This window comes from Pseudonocardia asaccharolytica DSM 44247 = NBRC 16224, assembly GCF_000423625.1.
Classification (GTDB): domain Bacteria; phylum Actinomycetota; class Actinomycetes; order Mycobacteriales; family Pseudonocardiaceae; genus Pseudonocardia; species Pseudonocardia asaccharolytica.
Genome location: NZ_AUII01000001.1, coordinates 158,408 through 173,322, shown reverse-complemented (window position 1 = coordinate 173,322; position 14,915 = coordinate 158,408). Strand labels below are relative to the sequence as shown.

Annotated in this window: 14 protein-coding genes; 1 reads left to right on the top strand and 13 read right to left on the bottom strand. The window is 73.5% G+C overall.

From position 1 onward, the window contains the following. Positions 1 to 4 precede the first annotated feature (4 nt). On the bottom strand, positions 5 to 1,261 hold the full coding sequence (locus G567_RS0100825) for a winged helix-turn-helix domain-containing protein (protein WP_037055237.1): 1,257 nt from the start codon (positions 1,259 to 1,261) through the stop codon (positions 5 to 7). Then, positions 1,258 to 2,886 carry an RNA-guided endonuclease TnpB family protein gene (locus G567_RS32630; RefSeq protein ID WP_425414232.1) on the bottom strand — a complete coding sequence of 543 codons (1,629 nt, stop codon included), beginning with the start codon at positions 2,884 to 2,886 and terminating at the stop codon, positions 1,258 to 1,260. Before G567_RS32630 ends, G567_RS0100825 begins: the two co-directional genes overlap by 4 nt. Positions 2,887 to 3,053: 167 nt before the next feature. Here G567_RS32630 and G567_RS0100815 point away from each other — a divergent pair, with 167 nt between their 5' ends. Beyond that, the gene (locus G567_RS0100815) at positions 3,054 to 3,611 is read left to right on the top strand and encodes a GNAT family N-acetyltransferase (protein WP_028928467.1); all 558 of its coding nucleotides are present in this window, start codon (positions 3,054 to 3,056) and stop codon (positions 3,609 to 3,611) included. 68 nt (positions 3,612 to 3,679) lie between these two features. Here G567_RS0100815 and G567_RS26020 read toward each other — a convergent pair whose 3' ends face one another. The 11 genes from G567_RS26020 to G567_RS0100760 form a co-directional block, all read right to left on the bottom strand. Next, positions 3,680 to 4,276, bottom strand: coding sequence for a rhomboid family intramembrane serine protease (locus G567_RS26020; RefSeq protein ID WP_245585487.1), 597 nt, complete (start codon positions 4,274 to 4,276; stop codon positions 3,680 to 3,682). Positions 4,277 to 4,401: 125 nt separating this feature from the next. After that, on the bottom strand, positions 4,402 to 5,169 hold the full coding sequence (gene dapB / locus G567_RS0100805) for a 4-hydroxy-tetrahydrodipicolinate reductase (protein WP_028928466.1): 768 nt from the start codon (positions 5,167 to 5,169) through the stop codon (positions 4,402 to 4,404). Positions 5,170 to 5,178: 9 nt separating this feature from the next. Further along, positions 5,179 to 5,949 carry an alpha/beta hydrolase family protein gene (locus G567_RS26015; RefSeq protein WP_147201266.1) on the bottom strand — a complete coding sequence of 257 codons (771 nt, stop codon included), beginning with the start codon at positions 5,947 to 5,949 and terminating at the stop codon, positions 5,179 to 5,181. Between the two features lie 24 nt (positions 5,950 to 5,973). Beyond that, positions 5,974 to 7,320, bottom strand: a complete 1,347-nt coding sequence (locus tag G567_RS0100795; protein WP_051232089.1) for a M16 family metallopeptidase — start codon at positions 7,318 to 7,320, stop codon at positions 5,974 to 5,976. Positions 7,321 to 7,325: 5 nt separating this feature from the next. Next, positions 7,326 to 9,587, bottom strand: coding sequence for a polyribonucleotide nucleotidyltransferase (locus tag G567_RS0100790; protein WP_028928464.1), 2,262 nt, complete (start codon positions 9,585 to 9,587; stop codon positions 7,326 to 7,328). Positions 9,588 to 9,801: 214 nt separating this feature from the next. Next, the gene (rpsO, locus tag G567_RS0100785; RefSeq protein ID WP_028928463.1) at positions 9,802 to 10,071 is read right to left on the bottom strand and encodes a 30S ribosomal protein S15; all 270 of its coding nucleotides are present in this window, start codon (positions 10,069 to 10,071) and stop codon (positions 9,802 to 9,804) included. A gap of 177 nt (positions 10,072 to 10,248) precedes the next feature. Then, entirely contained in the window at positions 10,249 to 10,821 is a 573-nt protein-coding gene (locus tag G567_RS0100780; protein WP_051232010.1) for a helix-turn-helix domain-containing protein, read from the bottom strand. A gap of 171 nt (positions 10,822 to 10,992) precedes the next feature. Continuing rightward, positions 10,993 to 11,919, bottom strand: a complete 927-nt coding sequence (locus tag G567_RS0100775; RefSeq protein WP_028928461.1) for a bifunctional riboflavin kinase/FAD synthetase — start codon at positions 11,917 to 11,919, stop codon at positions 10,993 to 10,995. A 55-nt stretch (positions 11,920 to 11,974) separates the two neighbouring features. Continuing rightward, positions 11,975 to 12,856: a tRNA pseudouridine(55) synthase TruB gene (gene truB, locus G567_RS0100770; protein ID WP_028928460.1), complete on the bottom strand. Its 882-nt coding sequence runs from the start codon at positions 12,854 to 12,856 to the stop codon at positions 11,975 to 11,977. A gap of 83 nt (positions 12,857 to 12,939) precedes the next feature. Next, on the bottom strand, positions 12,940 to 14,310 hold the full coding sequence (locus tag G567_RS0100765) for an MATE family efflux transporter (RefSeq protein ID WP_028928459.1): 1,371 nt from the start codon (positions 14,308 to 14,310) through the stop codon (positions 12,940 to 12,942). Then, positions 14,307 to 14,915, bottom strand: coding sequence for a class I SAM-dependent methyltransferase (locus tag G567_RS0100760; protein ID WP_028928458.1), 609 nt, complete (start codon positions 14,913 to 14,915; stop codon positions 14,307 to 14,309). The genes G567_RS0100765 and G567_RS0100760 overlap by 4 nt, the downstream gene beginning before the upstream one ends.

The following is a 14,915-nucleotide window of genomic DNA, read 5'->3' as shown; positions in this document are numbered from 1 at the left end:
CTCCTCAAGTTCCGCTCAGCGCCCGGGCCAGCGGGGCGCTGAGCTCGCCGCGGTCGCCGACCCGCACGCCGTCCAGACCGAGCCAGCCGGCCATCAGCCGAAGCTCGGCGGCGAGCTCGGCGGCGACCCTGCGGATATCGCTGCCCGGCTCGGCGAACGCGCCGGGCACCCGCAGCACCCCGGCCGCGCGGTCGGCTTTGAGGTCGACGCGCGCGACCAGCGCGTCGTCGAGCAGGAACGGGAAGACGTAGTAGCCGAACTCGCGCGCCCGCTCGGGCACGTAGATCTCGATCCGGTAGCGGAAGCCGAAGATCCGCTCGGTGCGGGCCCGCTTCCAGATCAGGGGGTCGAACGGGCACAGCAGCGCCCGGGCGGCGATCCGCCGCGGGGCGCGCGCGGCCGGGTGCCGGTAGGCCGGATGCCGCCAGCCGCGAACCTCGACCGGCTCCAGCTCTCCCTCCTCGACCAGCTCCGCGACCGCCTGCCTGCTGCGCTGCGGGGCCAGCCGGTAGTAGTCGCGCAGGTCGGGCTCGGTGGCGACGCCCAGGGCCGCCGCGGCCTGGCGGACCAGCCCGCGGGCCGACTCCTCGGGGTCGGCCGGATGCCGGGCCAGCACGTCGGGCGGCAGCACCCGCTCGGTGAGGTCGTAGAGCCGCTGGAAGTTGACCCGGGCACCGGTGGTCAGCCGGCCCACCCCGAAAAGGAACTCGCAGATCCGTTTGACATCCGAACGCTGCCACCACGACGCCCCCGCCGGACGCGGCGCGCCACGACCGCCGAGCGCGGACTCCAGTGTCCCCGCACCGACCGGGCCGAGCTCCTTGACCGCGGTCAGCACGTCCTCGACCAGCCAGGGCTCGCGGTCGGCCAGCGCACCGTAGTGGGACCACCAGCCGGGCCGTTTGGCCCCGGACAGCAGCAGCGGCCAGTCCAGCAGCGGAACCAGGCTCGCCTCGTGCGCCCAGTACTCGGCGAACAGCCGCGGTCGGCGGGCCGAATGCGTCCAGGCCGCGTCGTCGAGCAGCGCCCGGTCGTAGCTGCCGAGCCTGCTGAACAGCGGCGCGTAGTGCGCCCGGACCGCGACATTGACCGAGTCGAGCTGTAGCAGCCGAATCCGCCCGATCGCCTTCGCCAGGTGGCGCCGGGTCACCGCCGCGGTGGGACGCGGGTCGGCGAAGCCCTGCGCGGCCAGCGCGATACGCCGGGCGACGGCGGGGCTGAGAGTCTCGGCAGGGGGCTCGACGGCGGGCGGTGCGGTCACGAACGCGATGCTGCCAGTGCCCCCCGACGATCCGGGGCGCGCCGCTCGGCGAGGATGACCAGCACCACCGCGAGCAGCACGACCGCGCCGCCGAGCAGATGCATCGCGGAGAACCGCTCCCCCGCGATGACGACGCCGAGCACCACGGCGATCACCGGGTTGACGTAGGCGTAGGTCGCGACCGTCGAGACCGGCAGCTGGGCCAGCGCGTAGGCGTAGGCACCGAACGCGCCGAGCGACACCACGACCGCCATATACGCCCAGGCCCACCAGGACTCCGCGGTGACGGCGGCGAGGTCGAGCCGTTCCCCGGCCGCCGCCCCCGCCACCAGCATGATCACGCCGCCGGTCAGCATCTGCACCGCGGCCAGCGCGAACGGGTTCGGCGGCACCGGAAGCCGGGTGGTGGCGAACGTGCCGGTCGCCCACCCCAGCGCGGCGAGCAGCACCACCCACGGTCCCCACCACGCGTTGCCGAACACCCCACCGGCCCCCTCCGACGGTCCGCTGAGCACGAGCACCGCGAGGCCGACGACGCCGACCGCGACGCCGCCGACCGTCGCGCGGCGCGGCCGGTCGCCGGTCAGCGCGCGCAGCACCACGATGTGCAGCGGCACCGAGGCGATGAGCAGCGCGGTGAGCCCGGACGCCACGTGCTGCTGGCCGATGACGACCAACCCGTTACCCCACGCCGGCAGCAGCAGCCCCGACAGCGCGGTCGTCCCGAACTGCGCCGCCGTCATCCGGAACGCCCGCGTCCCGGCCACCGCGAAGACCACGATCCCGAGCAGCAGGCCGCCGACCAGGAAGCGGTAGGCGCCCGCGGTCAGCGGCGGGACGGTCAGGATGATGTAGCGGTTGGCCAGGTAGGTCGAACCCCACAGCACGTAGACCACGCCGAGCGCGATCCACGCGAGCGAGGCCGGGGCGCGGGCGCTCGTCACGTCGATGACGTTGCCATAGCAAACCAGTCCGGCGCGACCGGGCCGCGCGTTCGGCGCCCCGGGATGTCGGGTATGCATGCAGCCGTGACTCCTCCACCGCCTGGAGGCGGTGGCTTCTCGCCAAGCCGCCGCAGCAGCGTCGCGACGGGCAAGCCCTGCCCGCAGCACGTTGACCGCGCCGACCAGGTCGGCGTGGGTGTCCAGGCCGCACCGCAGGCAGCGGAACTCGGCCTGGGCGACGCGGTTGTCCGCGGCGCAGTGCCCGCAGGACGGGCAGGTGCGGGAGGTGTTGCGGGGGTCAGCTGCGATCAGCTCGCGTCCGGCGCTTTCAGCCTTGGCGGTCAGGATCGACAGGAACACCCCCCACCCCGCGTCGAGGATCGACCGGTTCAGCCCGGCCTTCTGCGCAACCCGGCTGCCGGGCTGGTCGAGGGTGCCGCGCGCGGAGCGGGACATGTTGGTGATCCGCAGCGCTTCGTGGCAGATCACGTCGTGGTGGGCGGCGAGCCAGTCGGCGGTCTTGTGGGCGTGGTCGCACCGCTGGCGGCGCACCCGGCGGTGCAGGTTCGCCACCCGAGCACGGGCCTTCCGGCGGCGGTTCGATCGTGCTCGGCGGCCTTGGCGTCGAGCAACTCCCGTAGGCGAACAGCGACGGCGCCGGGCAGGACCGGCCGACGGCATTTCGGGCATCGCACGACGTGTAGGCCGAGGTCGTACACCCCACCGGGTGAAACCTGCACGTCACGTGCCACACGATCATTCTACCCGTCACGCACATCTATCGCTGAAAGGAGGGAGCGCGGATTCCCCCATCGCTTCAAGGCGACGGTCCCTCCGCGCAGCGCCTGATGGCCATCGCCGCGGTCCGTCCCGCAGTCGCTCAGGACGTCGACGAGATCGTCCGGATCCAGGCGGCCGTCTGGCGCACCGCCTACGCCGAGCTCGTCCCGGCCGAGGCGCTCGATCAGCTCGCCGGCCCCGCCGCCCGCCAGGCATGGGCGGCGGCACTGGATGCCGGTCCGGGCTACCACGTGCTGGTGGCCAGCGAGGGCGCCTGGACGGTCGGGTTCTGCGCGGCCGCCTGCTACATCGGCGAGGGCGGGGTGCTCGCTGAGGTCAACACGCTGCTGGTGGAGCCGCGGTGGGGTCGGCGCGGTCATGGCGGAAGGCTGCTCGCGGCGGCCGCGGGGCACCTGCGGGAGGACGGCGCGCAACGGGGACACGCCTGGGTGCCCGAGGCCGATCTCGTCTCCCGACGGTTCTACGCCCGCGCGGGCTGGGAACCCGACGGCGCCGTCCGCACCCTGGACACCGGGGACGGTCCGCTGCGCGAGGTCCGCCTCGCCGGGACGATGGAGTTGCGGCTGGAGGGCTTCGCCGAGCCTCCCGCGCCCACCGACTCGTAGCCGCGGGACGGCAAGCCGGTGCGGTGCCGAACCGGGTGCGCACCGAGCCGGGCGGCCGCGGCGAGCCATCAGCGACCTTCCGCGCCGGCGCCACGACGGCGCCACAGCATCGCGAGGCCGACCAACATGCCGAGCAACACGGCGATCCCGTGGTTGTCCCGAAGCACCGTGTCCACGGCCGCCAGTACCGGCACGATCACCGCCCATATCCGCACCGCGGCCGGTATCCGGGCGCCGAACCATCGCGGCCCGACGATCAGCAGGTCCACCAGCGCGCCGAACAGCACGGCGACCGGGACGGAGTTGCCTGCCCCGTACGGGTTCCAGAAGAAGCCGGGAATCTGCGCGATCAGCCCGACCACGAAGTAGGTCGGCAACCAGCGCGCCGACCCGAAGACCCGCTCGAACGCGCTGCCGACGACCGCCAGGATGGCGAGGTTGAACACCGTCCCGGCCAGCCACCCGTCCTGGACGAACATCCACGTGACCGCCCGCCACCACTGTCCGGCGGCCAACCCGGCCGGATCCCGGTGCAGGGCGTGGAAGACCGAAGGGTGGACGAGCTGCGCGACGCTGACCGCCGCGGTCACCGCGAACACGGCGCTCGTCGCGACCGGCCATCCACGACGTCCGGTACCCACCGCATGGGCCAGCTGATCGACCACCGCCTCCCTCTGGCCCCGCGGTCGGGCACACCCCATGCCCGCCATGCTAGGCCGATGTTGCAGACGCTTGGCGCGGTTCGCGGCCCCATCGGTAGTCGACCAGTAACGGCCGCCCGGCTCGGTGGTCAGCTGAGCCCGAGCAGCGGCTCCAGCCCGATGGTCAGCCCGGGGCGGTCGCGCACGGCTCGCACCGCCAGCAGCACCCCGGGCATGAACGACGCGCGGTTCATCGAGTCGTGCCGGATCGTGAGGACCTCGCCCTCGGTGCCGAGGATCACCTCCTGGTGGGCGACCAGACCCGGCATCCGCACCGAATGCACCCGGATCCCGTCGACATCGGTGCCGCGGGCGCCCGGGCGCTCCTGGGTGGTGGCGTCGGGCACCGGCCCGGCGCCGGCCTCGGCACGCGCGGCCGCCAGCAGCGACGCGGTCCGCGCCGCGGTGCCCGAGGGGGCGTCGACCTTACCGGCGTGGTGCAGCTCGATGACCTCGCAGGAGTCGAAGAACCGCGCGGCCTGCCGGGCGAGATGCATCGACAGCACCGCGCCGACTCCGAAGTTCGGAGCCACCAGCACGCTCGCGCCCGGCTTGTCCTGCAGCCAGCCGCGGATGGTGCCGAACCGGTCCTCGTCGAAGCCGCTGGTGCCGACGACCGCGGCGATGTCGTGGTCGAGGCAGAACCGGACGTTGTCCATCACCACATCGGGCCGGGTGAAATCGACGGCGATCTGCGCGCCGGCATCGGCAAGCGCCGAAAGCGGGTCGCCCACGTCGACGCTCGCCACGAGCTGAAGGTCCTCGGCGGCGTCGACGGCCTTGCACACCTCGACACCCATCCGGCCCCGGGCGCCCAGCACGGCCACCCGGATCTGGTTCGACTTCGCGTTCCCCACCCGGGCAGCCTAGGACGCCCCGCGCTCCTGCCCGCCGCTGCCCTCGTCCGGCCCGGTAGGATCGAGGTCGGCCAGCGCCGACAGCACAGCGGCCCACGCCGGGCTCCGCGGGTCGATCAATGCGAAATGCCCGGCGTCGACTCGGTGCAGCACGGCCGCCGGATGGGCACGCCGGTAGGATTCGCTCACCGCGACCGGGACGATCTCGTCCGCGTCCCCGTGCACGATCTGCACGGCGCACGCCGGGGCCGCCCGGCGCACCGGGTCGAGGTCCGGGCGGGAGGCCGCGGTCGCGCCGAGGAAGGCGGCGACGGCGCCGTCGCCCAGTCCCTGCCGCTCGGCAAGCAGCAGGTCCGCCACCGGGGCCAGTGCGACCACGCCAGCGAACGCCGCGACCGGCTCTGCCGCGGCGTGCAGCACCAGGTGCCCACCGGCCGAATGGCCCGCCGGCAGCAACGGCCGTCCGGTGAGCTCCGCCAGTCCGTGCAATGCGGTGGCGACGTCGGCGACGCTCAGGTCCGGCCTGCCGGGGATGCGACGATACTCGATGGCCGCGGTGGACCATCCGGCCTCGGCCAGCGCCGCCGTCATGGGCCGCACGTGCAGCCGGTCGTACCGGGGGCGCCAGAAGCCGCCGTGCACAAGAGCGACGAGCGGGCGGGCGCCCTCGTCCCCCCGCCCGTCGCGGACATCGACGACGTGGTCGGGCTCGGGCCCGTAGCGCAGCACCCGGTCCGGCGGCGGCGCCTCGCGGGTCAGAACCGATCGATCCTCGGACATGGCGGTGACTCCCACCAGACGCGGTCAGGCCAGTTCCCGCAGCACCGCCGGGAGCTCGTCGATCTCGGCGTAGGGCCCGACCACGGCGGCGGTCTGCGGTACGGACAGCAGCTCGCGCGCCACCGCCGACACGTCGTCGCCGGTGACCGCGGCGATCCGGTCGAGGCTCTCGGAAATGCTGCGCTGCCTGCCGTGATCGAGCTCGGAGCGGCCGAGCCGGTTCATCCGCGACGCGGTGTCCTCGCAACCCAACACCAGCCCGCCGCGCAGCGAACCCTTGGCCCGCACCAGCTCAGCCTCGGTCAGCCCGTCGGCGGCCACCGCGTCGAGCACGCCGCGGACGACCGTGACGACCTCGCCGAGCCGCTCCGGCGCGCATCCGGCGTAAACGGAGAGGCTTCCCACGTCGGCGTAGGTGGTGGCTGCCGAGTACACCGAGTACGCCAGTCCCCGCTGCTCGCGGACCTGCTGGAACAACCGCGAGCTCAGCCCGCCGCCCAGCGCGGTGTTGAGCACCATGAGCGCGTGGCGCCGCGGGTCGTGCCGGTGCAGCGCGGGCACCCCGAGCATGAGATGCGCCTGTTCGGTGTCGTCGCCGCGCAGCACGAGCCGCGGCCCGGTCCCGGCCGGCACCGGCGCGCCGCCGGCCCGCGGTGCCACCGGAGCCGAACCGGGATCCGAGCGGGCGGCCGCCGCGGCCAGCGCCGCGCCGACCAGCTCCACGACCTGCTCGTGCGCCAGGCACCCCGCCGCGGCGACGACCATCCGCGGCGTCGTGTACTCCCCGCGCCAGAACTCGTGCAGGGTGTCGCGGCTCATCGCGCGGATCGACTGCTCGGAACCGATCACCGGCCTGCCCAGCGGATGCCCGGCGAACAGGGCCTCGTCGAACAGCTCGCCGAGCAGGTCCTCGGGATCGTCGTCGCGCATCGCGATCTCCTCGAGCACCACCCCACGCTCGAGCTCCACGTCGGTGGGCGCGAGCCGGGCATCGGTGACGACGTCGGCGAGCACGTCGACCGCCAGCGGCAGGTCGGCGTCGAGCACATGCGCGTAGTAGCAGGTGTGCTCCTTGGCGGTGAACGCGTTCAGCTCGCCGCCGACGGCATCGATCTCCTCGGCGATCGCCGCCGCGCTCCGCCGCCCGGTCCCTTTGAACAGCAGGTGTTCGAGGTAGTGCGCGGCGCCGGCCTGTTCGGGCCGCTCGTCGCGGGAGCCGATGGCGATCCAGATTCCCAGCGCCACCGAGCGCACGCCCGGCAGGGCCTCGGTGAGCAGGCGGATCCCGCCGGGCAGATCGGAGCGGGCGACACCGCCCACGCCGCGTGCGCCGGGGGCGGGACCGCTCGCTCCCGCCCCCGGCGTCACCAGGCCGGTCAACTCGAAGGGACCTCCGTCGCCTCGTCGGCGGGAGCGCCCTCCGCGGAATCCTCGGCAGGACTCTCCTCCGCCACCGGGAGCAAGCTGATCTTGCCGCGGTTGTCGATGTCGGTGACCTCGACCCGGATCTTGTCCCCGACGTTGACGACGTCCTCGACCTTGCCGATCCGCTTGCCGTTACCCAGCTTCGAGATGTGGATCAGGCCGTCCTTGCCCGGCACGAGGGAGACGAACGCGCCGAACGCGGCGGTCTTGACCACCGTGCCCAGAAAGCGTTCGCCGACCTTCGGCAGCTGCGGGTTCGCGATCGCGTTGATCATGCCGATGGCCTGCTCGGCCGAGGGGCCGTCGGCTGCGCCCACGTAGATGGTGCCGTCGTCCTCGATCGAGATGTCCGCACCGGTCTGCTCTGTGATCGAGTTGATCATCTTGCCCTTCGGGCCGATGACCTCGCCGATCTTGTCGACCGGCACCTTGATCGCGGTGACCCGAGGCGCGTAGGTGCTCATCTCGTCGGGGCGGTCGATCGCCTCGTCGATGACCTCGAGGATGGTCAGCCGGGCGTCCCGGGCCTGCTGGAGCGCGGCGCCCAGCACCTCGCTCGGGATCCCGTCGAGCTTGGTGTCCAGCTGCAGCGCGGTGACGAACTCCGCGGTCCCGGCGACCTTGAAGTCCATGTCGCCGAAGGCGTCCTCGGCGCCGAGGATGTCGGTCAGCGCGACGTAGGAAGTCATCCCGTCGACCTCGTCGGACACCAGGCCCATCGCGATGCCCGCCACCGGGGCCTTGAGCGGCACGCCCGCGTTGAGCAGCGACATCGTCGAGGCGCAGACCGAGCCCATCGACGTCGATCCGTTGGAGCCCAACGCCTCCGAGACCTGCCGGATGGTGTAGGGGAACTCCTCGCGGCTGGGCAGCACCGGGATCAGCGCCCGCTCGGCCAGCGCGCCGTGGCCGATCTCCCGGCGCTTCGGCGAGCCCACCCGGCCGGTCTCCCCGGTCGAGTACGGCGGGAAGTTGTAGTGGTGCAGATAGCGCTTGTGGGTCTCCGGCCCGAGCGAGTCGATCTGCTGTTCCATGCGCAGCATGTTCAGCGTGGTGACGCCCAGGATCTGTGTCTCGCCGCGCTCGAACAGCGCCGAGCCGTGCGCCCGCGGGACCACCTCCACCTCGGCCGACAGCGGCCGGATGTCGGTGATGCCGCGGCCGTCGATGCGGATCTTGTCGCGCAGGATGCGCTGGCGGACCAGCTTCTTGTTCAGCGACCGGAACGCGGCGCCGAGCTCCTTCTCCCGGCCCTCGAACTCGCTGCCGAGCCGGCGCAGGACGGCGAGCTTGATCTCGTCGAGCCGCGCCTCCCGCTCCTGCTTGCCCACGATGGTCAGGGCCTGAGCCAGGTCATCGGACGCGGCCGCGGCGACGGCCTCGAAGGCGTCGGGCTGGTAGGCAGGGTAGAGCGGGAACTCACCGGTCGGCTTGGCCGCCGCGTCGGCCAGCTGCTGCTGAGCCAGTGCCAGCGTGCGGATGAACGGCTTGGCCGCCTCGAGCCCGGCGGCGACGATCTCCTCGGTCGGCGCCGGCGCGCCGTCGGCGACGAGGCCGATCGTCGTGCCGGTGGCCTCCGCCTCGACCATCATGATCGCCACGTCGTCGCCGCCGTCTGCGGCGCTGCCGACCACGCGGCCCGCCACGATCATGTCGAACACGGCGCGTTCGAGCTGCTCGTAGGTCGGGAAGGCGACCCACTGACCGTCGATGAGCGCGACGCGGACACTGCCGATCGGCCCGGAGAACGGAAGCCCGGCCAGCTGGGTGGACGCCGAGGCGGCGTTGATCGCCAACGCGTCGTACGGGTCCTGCGGGTGCAGCGACATCACCGTGACGACGATCTGGATCTCGTTGCGCAGGCCGTCGACGAACGAGGGGCGCAGCGGGCGGTCGATCAGCCGGCAGATCAGGATCGCCTCGGTGCCCGGGCGGCCCTCACGACGGAAGAACGAGCCCGGGATGCGCCCGGCGGCGTACATCCGCTCCTCGACGTCGACCGTCAGCGGGAAGAAGTCGAAATGCTCCTTGGGCTGCTTGGACGCCGTGGTGGCGGACAGCAGCATGGACTCGTCGTCGAGATAGGCGACGACGGATCCGGCGGCCTGACGGGCGAGCCGCCCGGTCTCGAACCGGATGGTGCGCGTGCCGAACCTGCCGTTGTCGATGACGGCGGTGGTTTCGTGCACGTCGCTCTGGATGGGATCGGTCATGGAGTGGTATCCCCTCACGAGAGGAGCACGCGAACCACCACTCCCGGCAGATCCTCGGCGGAGCCGGTCTTCGATCGAAGCCCCCGGCAGGAAACGAGTCCGGGAACCACTACCGAGGACCGGCGGATCATCGTCCGGCGCGGTGGCACGGTGCTGGGTTGAGTTGTGACCGGCGCCCCGGGACGGCCGGTCGGCCGCCCGGGGGCCGGGTGGGTCAGCGGCGCAGGCCGAGACGCTCGATCAGCGATCGGTAGCGCGTGATGTCGACCGACGCCAGGTACTTCAGCAGCCGCCGACGGCGGCCGACCATGAGCAGCAATCCGCGGCGCGAGTGGTGGTCGTGCTTGTGGTGCTTGAGGTGCTCGGTCAGATCGCTGATCCGCTTGGTCAGCAGCGCGACCTGCGCCTCGGGCGAACCCGTGTCACCCTCGTGGACCCCGTAGGCGTCCAGGATGGTCTTCTTCTCAGCGGCGTCCAGGGCCACGGATGGTGCTCCTCATTCGTATGTGCCGTGTGCTGCCGCCCGCGCCGGGAGAGGCTCCGGGCGGCGGAGATTCCAGGTCGGCCGCCACGGACCGCAGCCGGACCCAGTCAGTCAGGCTACCAGTGCGGGCCGGGCGGCCCTTCGGCGGCGCTTCGCTGTCGGGTCTGCGCGTCGGGGTCAGCGCGGTCCCGCCGCGGCCTGGCGGAACACCTCGGCCAGATCCGGGAACATCGGGTCCAGCCGCGCCGCCGCGGCCACCAGCCGCGACGGTCCGGCGACGGCCCGCAGCGCGTCGGCCGCCGTGCGGCGGGGCTCGGGGCGGCGGGGCCGGCGCCCGGCCGACCGCGGCTGGTCGTCCGGACCGCGCGGCGGCGCCGGATCGGTCGGGGCAGCTGGGGAAGCGGCCGGCTGCGGCCCCCCGCCCGCCCAGTGCAGCCGGGCGTCGCGGATCTCGGCGAGCAGCCGCTCGACCGCGTCCGGTCCGGGCGGCGGATCGGCCACCGGGCAACGCTCGTCGAGCAGCATCAGCCGGGCGAGCACCGCAGGGTCACCGATCTTCACCCGGCGGCCGCTCACCAGCTGGCTCAGCATGGCCGGGCTCAGACCCAGGGTCCGGGCGAGCCTGCTCTGGGTGATGCCCAGCGCGCGGGTCAGCCTGCGGATCCGGTCACCGAGCGGCGCGCCGTAGAGTTCCCGCTGCCGACCGCGGTTGGCCGCCAACTGGCCGGAGCCCGCCCACGTGTTGTCCACGGCTGCATGCTCGCAGCCGGATGCGCCGTTCCGGGCGGTTTCGGCGCAATCCGCCCGCCCGCCCCGCTCGCGGCTCGGCCGTCCCGCTCGGAGATCCACGATCCGGCGGTCGCAACCGCGAACCTCGCGGCTCCCGCCGCCGAAGCGCCGATCACGGCGGGGCGAGACCCGTCAGCCGGTCAGCAGTTCCCGGGTCCGGGCGACGTCCCGGTGCATCTGCTCCACCAGCGCGTCGACCCCGTCGTAGCGCTCCTGCCCGCGCAGCCGGTGGGCGAACTCGATCGAGACCTCGTGGCCGTAGAAGTCCTCGTCGACGTCGAGGACATAGGCCTCGAGCGTGCGCTCCCGACCGGAGAAGGTCGGGTTGGTGCCCATCGAGATCGCGGTGGGCAACCGCCGCCCGCAGTGCAGGAACCACCCGGCGTAGACGCCGTCGGCGGGCAGCGCGGTGAACGGGGGACACGACACGTTGGCGGTGGGGAAACCCAGGTCCCGCCCGCGGCGGGCCCCGTGCACGACAACCCCCTCGACTCGGTGCAGCCGCCCCAGCGCGGCCGCCGCGGCGACGACGTCACCCGCGTCGATGCAGGCCCGGACGTAGGTCGAGGAGAAGGTGACACCGTCGTCGGTGATCAGGTCGAGGCCCTCGACCCCGAAGCCGAACCGCCTGCCCAGCCGGCCCAGCTTGTCGACGTCCCCGGCGGCGCGGTAGCCGAAGGTGAAGTTGCTGCCCACCACGACCAGCACCGCGTGCAGCCGTTCGACCAACACCTCGTGCGCGAACTCGGCCGGTTCCATCCGGGAGAGCTCGACGGTGAACGGCAGCACGCAGAACGCGTCCACCCCCCGCTCCGCGATCAGCTCGGCGCGCCTGCTCAGACTCGTCAGCCGAGCCGGGTGGCTGCCGGGCCGAACCAGCTCGGCGGGATGCGGGTCGAACGTCACGACGACCGTGGGCAGCCCTCGCTCCCGGCCCCGGGCCACCGCCTGGTCGATCAGCTGTTGATGGCCGCGGTGGACTCCGTCGAAGATCCCGATGGTGACCACGCTACGGCCCCAGTCGGTGGGCACGGCCTCGAGTCCACGCCAGCGCTGCACGTCCCGGAGCCTACGGAACGGCCCGGCCCGCCCGTCGGGCGACATCGGCAACATCTCAGCCACCGGCCGGGGCCAGGACGACCAGCGGACGAGCCGCGCCGTCGCGCTCGGCGACGAGGCCGAGCACCCGCCCGTCGGGATCGAACACCCCATAGGTGCCGGTCAACCCCACGGGGGCCAACGGCCGGCCGTGGCCGAGCGCCACGGCGGCCGCGTGATCCACCTCCCGGCGCGGGAACGCCAGCGCCACCGCGCCGGCCAGCGACAGCGACAGCCCCGGCTCGGCCGCCAGCAACTCCAGCGTGCGCGCATGGTCCAGGGTGAACGGCCCGACCCTGGTGCGGCGCAGCGCGGTCAGGTGGCCCCCGACACCGAGCGCCGCTCCGAGGTCACGGGCCAGTGCCCGGACGTAGGTGCCCGCGGAACACTCGACCTCGACGTCGAGATCGGTCACCGCGTCCCCGCGCCGCAACTCGCGCAGGGTGAACACGGACACCGTGACCGGACGCGCCGGCAGCACCACGTCCTCCCCCGCCCGCACCCGCGCGTAGGCCCGCCTGCCGTCGATCTTGATTGCGCTCACCGAGCTGGGCACCTGCTGGATCGTGCCGCTGAGCGCGGCCATCCCGGCGCGGACCGCGGTCTCCTCGACGCCCGCGGCGTCGGTGCCGCCGACCGGTGTTCCCTCCGCGTCGTCGGTCGTCGTCGCGGCGCCGAGCCGGATCGTCGCGGTGTAGGCCTTGGTATCGAGCGCGAGGTGACCGAGCAGCCTCGTCCCCCGTTCCACACCGCAGACGAGCACGCCGGTCGCCATCGGGTCGAGCGTGCCGGCGTGACCGATCTTGCGCGTACCCAGGATGCGCCGCAGCCGGGCCACCACGTCGTGCGAGGTGAACCCGCCCGGCTTGTCGACGATCACCAGTCCAGGAGGAGGCACGTCGACCGATCCTGCCTGCTGGGCTCCGCGGGCCCACCGGGACCCCACCCCGACTCGCTCGCGGAAATACCGCGACTCGCGGGCTATGCGGGATGCGCCACGTTCACTCCGGTCACCGCCCAGCGTCCGGATCGGGTCCGCAGGGTCACCGCGGCCAGCCGGATGAGCATGAACGCGGTCAGCCCCGTCCAGATCCCGGCCAGCCCCCAGCCCGCCAGCAGCGACACCCAGATCAGCGGCAGGAACCCCAGCCCCGCGGCGAGCAGCGTCGAGTTCCGCAGGAACGCGGCGTCGCCCGCGCCGAGCAGCACCCCGTCCAGCGCGAAGACCACCCCGGCCACCGGCTGCATCGCGGCGAAGAACCACCACGCCACCGGGACGAGGGCGAGCACCGCGGCATCGCTGGTGAACGCCGCGGGCAACGTCGTGCTCAGCGCGGCGAACAGGATTCCGAACCCGACCCCCAGGTACAGCCCGTACCGCGCGACCTGCCGGGCCAGCGCCCGCGCCCGGTCCGCTCCCCCGGCTCCCAGCGCGGCGCCGACCAGCGCCTGGGCGGCGATCGCGACGGCGTCCAGCACCAGGGCCTGGAACACCCACAGCTGCAGCACGATCTGGTGCGCCGCGACCGACGGGGCGCCGAACCGGGCGGCCACCGCCGTCGCGGACAGGAAACAGGCCTGGAACGACAGGCTGCGCAGCACCAGGTCGCGGCCGAGGCCGAGCTGGGCGCGCAGCAGCCGCAGCTCGGGACGCAGCCGCACCGGCTGATCGGGCGGCGCGGCGGCCCGTTCCCGCCACAGCGCGGCGAGGAACAGCCCGGCGACGACCGTCTGGGCCAGCACATTGGCCACCGCCGAGCCCTCGAGGCCCCACCCCTGCCACGAGCCTGCGCCGTGCACCAGGAACGGGCAGGCCAGCGCCGAGAGCCCGTTGCCGGCCAGCACGTAGCGCATCGGACGCGCGGTGTCCTGGACCCCACGCATCCAGCCGTTCCCGGCCAGCGTGACCAGCACCAGCGGGGCACCGAACAACGCGATCCTCAGCCAGGACACGGCGGCGTCGGCGACCGCGCCGCCGTCGCCGAGCACCCCGGCCACCGGCCGCGCGACCAGCTGGCCGACCACCAGCACCACCAGCCCCACGGCCATGGCCAGCCAGGTGGCCTGCACGCCCTCGGCGACCGCGGCCGACCGCCGTCCGGCGCCCTGCAGCCGAGCCGCGCGCGCCGTCGTGCCGTAGGACAGGAACGTCAGCTGCGTGGTGACCTGAGCGAAGATCACCGCCGCGACCGCGAGGCCGGCCAGCGGGACGGCACCGAGCCGCCCGACGACCGCGGTATCGACCAACAGGTAGAGCGGTTCCGCGGCCAGCACCGGCAACGCCGGAGCGGCGAGCCGGAGGACCGCGCGGGCCGAGACCGGTCCGGCGGCCGCCGAGCCGGCCGCGCTCACCGCACGGCGGCGGGGGCGGGACGGCGGCAGACGTAACCGAAGGCAGGCGGCACGTTCCGCCATACCGTCCGGGTGACGAGGACCTCGTCGAAGACCTCGTGCAGGGTCCGCCGGAATCGTCGCGCCGCCGCCATCGGCATGGCGTGCCGGTAGGCGAAGGTCGTGAAGCCGCCGGTCGGCCCGATCACATCGGCGACATGACCGAGGATGGCGCGCTGGGCGGCGCTGCCGAACAGCGCCCACGGCAGACCGCTGACCACCGCGTCGACCGCGGCCACCCCGCGCTCGGCGAGCAGCGCCGCGAGCTGCGTCGCGTCACCCTCCACGACCTCGAGGCCCGGTCGGGACCGGCGCAGGTACTCGGCCAGCGCGGGGTCGACCTCGACCGCCAGATGACGTGCCCCGGCCGGCAGCCGGGCGGCGATCATGTCGCTGATCGCCCCGGTGCCCGCGCCGAGCTCGACGACGACCGGGGTGCCGTGGCACGGCACGATCGACGCCAGCAGCGCGCCCAGCTCCGGCGAGCTCGGCGCGACCGCGCCGATCCGGGCGGGACGGCGTAGCACGGCGGCCAGGAAGGCCCGCCGCGCGGCCGGTCCGTCCAT

Coding starts and splice junctions, on each gene's coding strand:
- G567_RS32630 (WP_425414232.1), bottom strand. CDS start 2,886: ATGCCGTCGGCCGGTCCTGCCCGGCGCCGTCGCTGTTCGCCTACGGGA.
- G567_RS0100815 (WP_028928467.1), top strand. CDS start 3,054: ATGGCCATCGCCGCGGTCCGTCCCGCAGTCGCTCAGGACGTCGACGAG.
- G567_RS26015 (WP_147201266.1), bottom strand. CDS start 5,949: ATGTCCGAGGATCGATCGGTTCTGACCCGCGAGGCGCCGCCGCCGGAC.
- G567_RS0100790 (WP_028928464.1), bottom strand. CDS start 9,587: ATGACCGATCCCATCCAGAGCGACGTGCACGAAACCACCGCCGTCATC.
- G567_RS0100760 (WP_028928458.1), bottom strand. CDS start 14,915: ATGGACGGACCGGCCGCGCGGCGGGCCTTCCTGGCCGCCGTGCTACGC.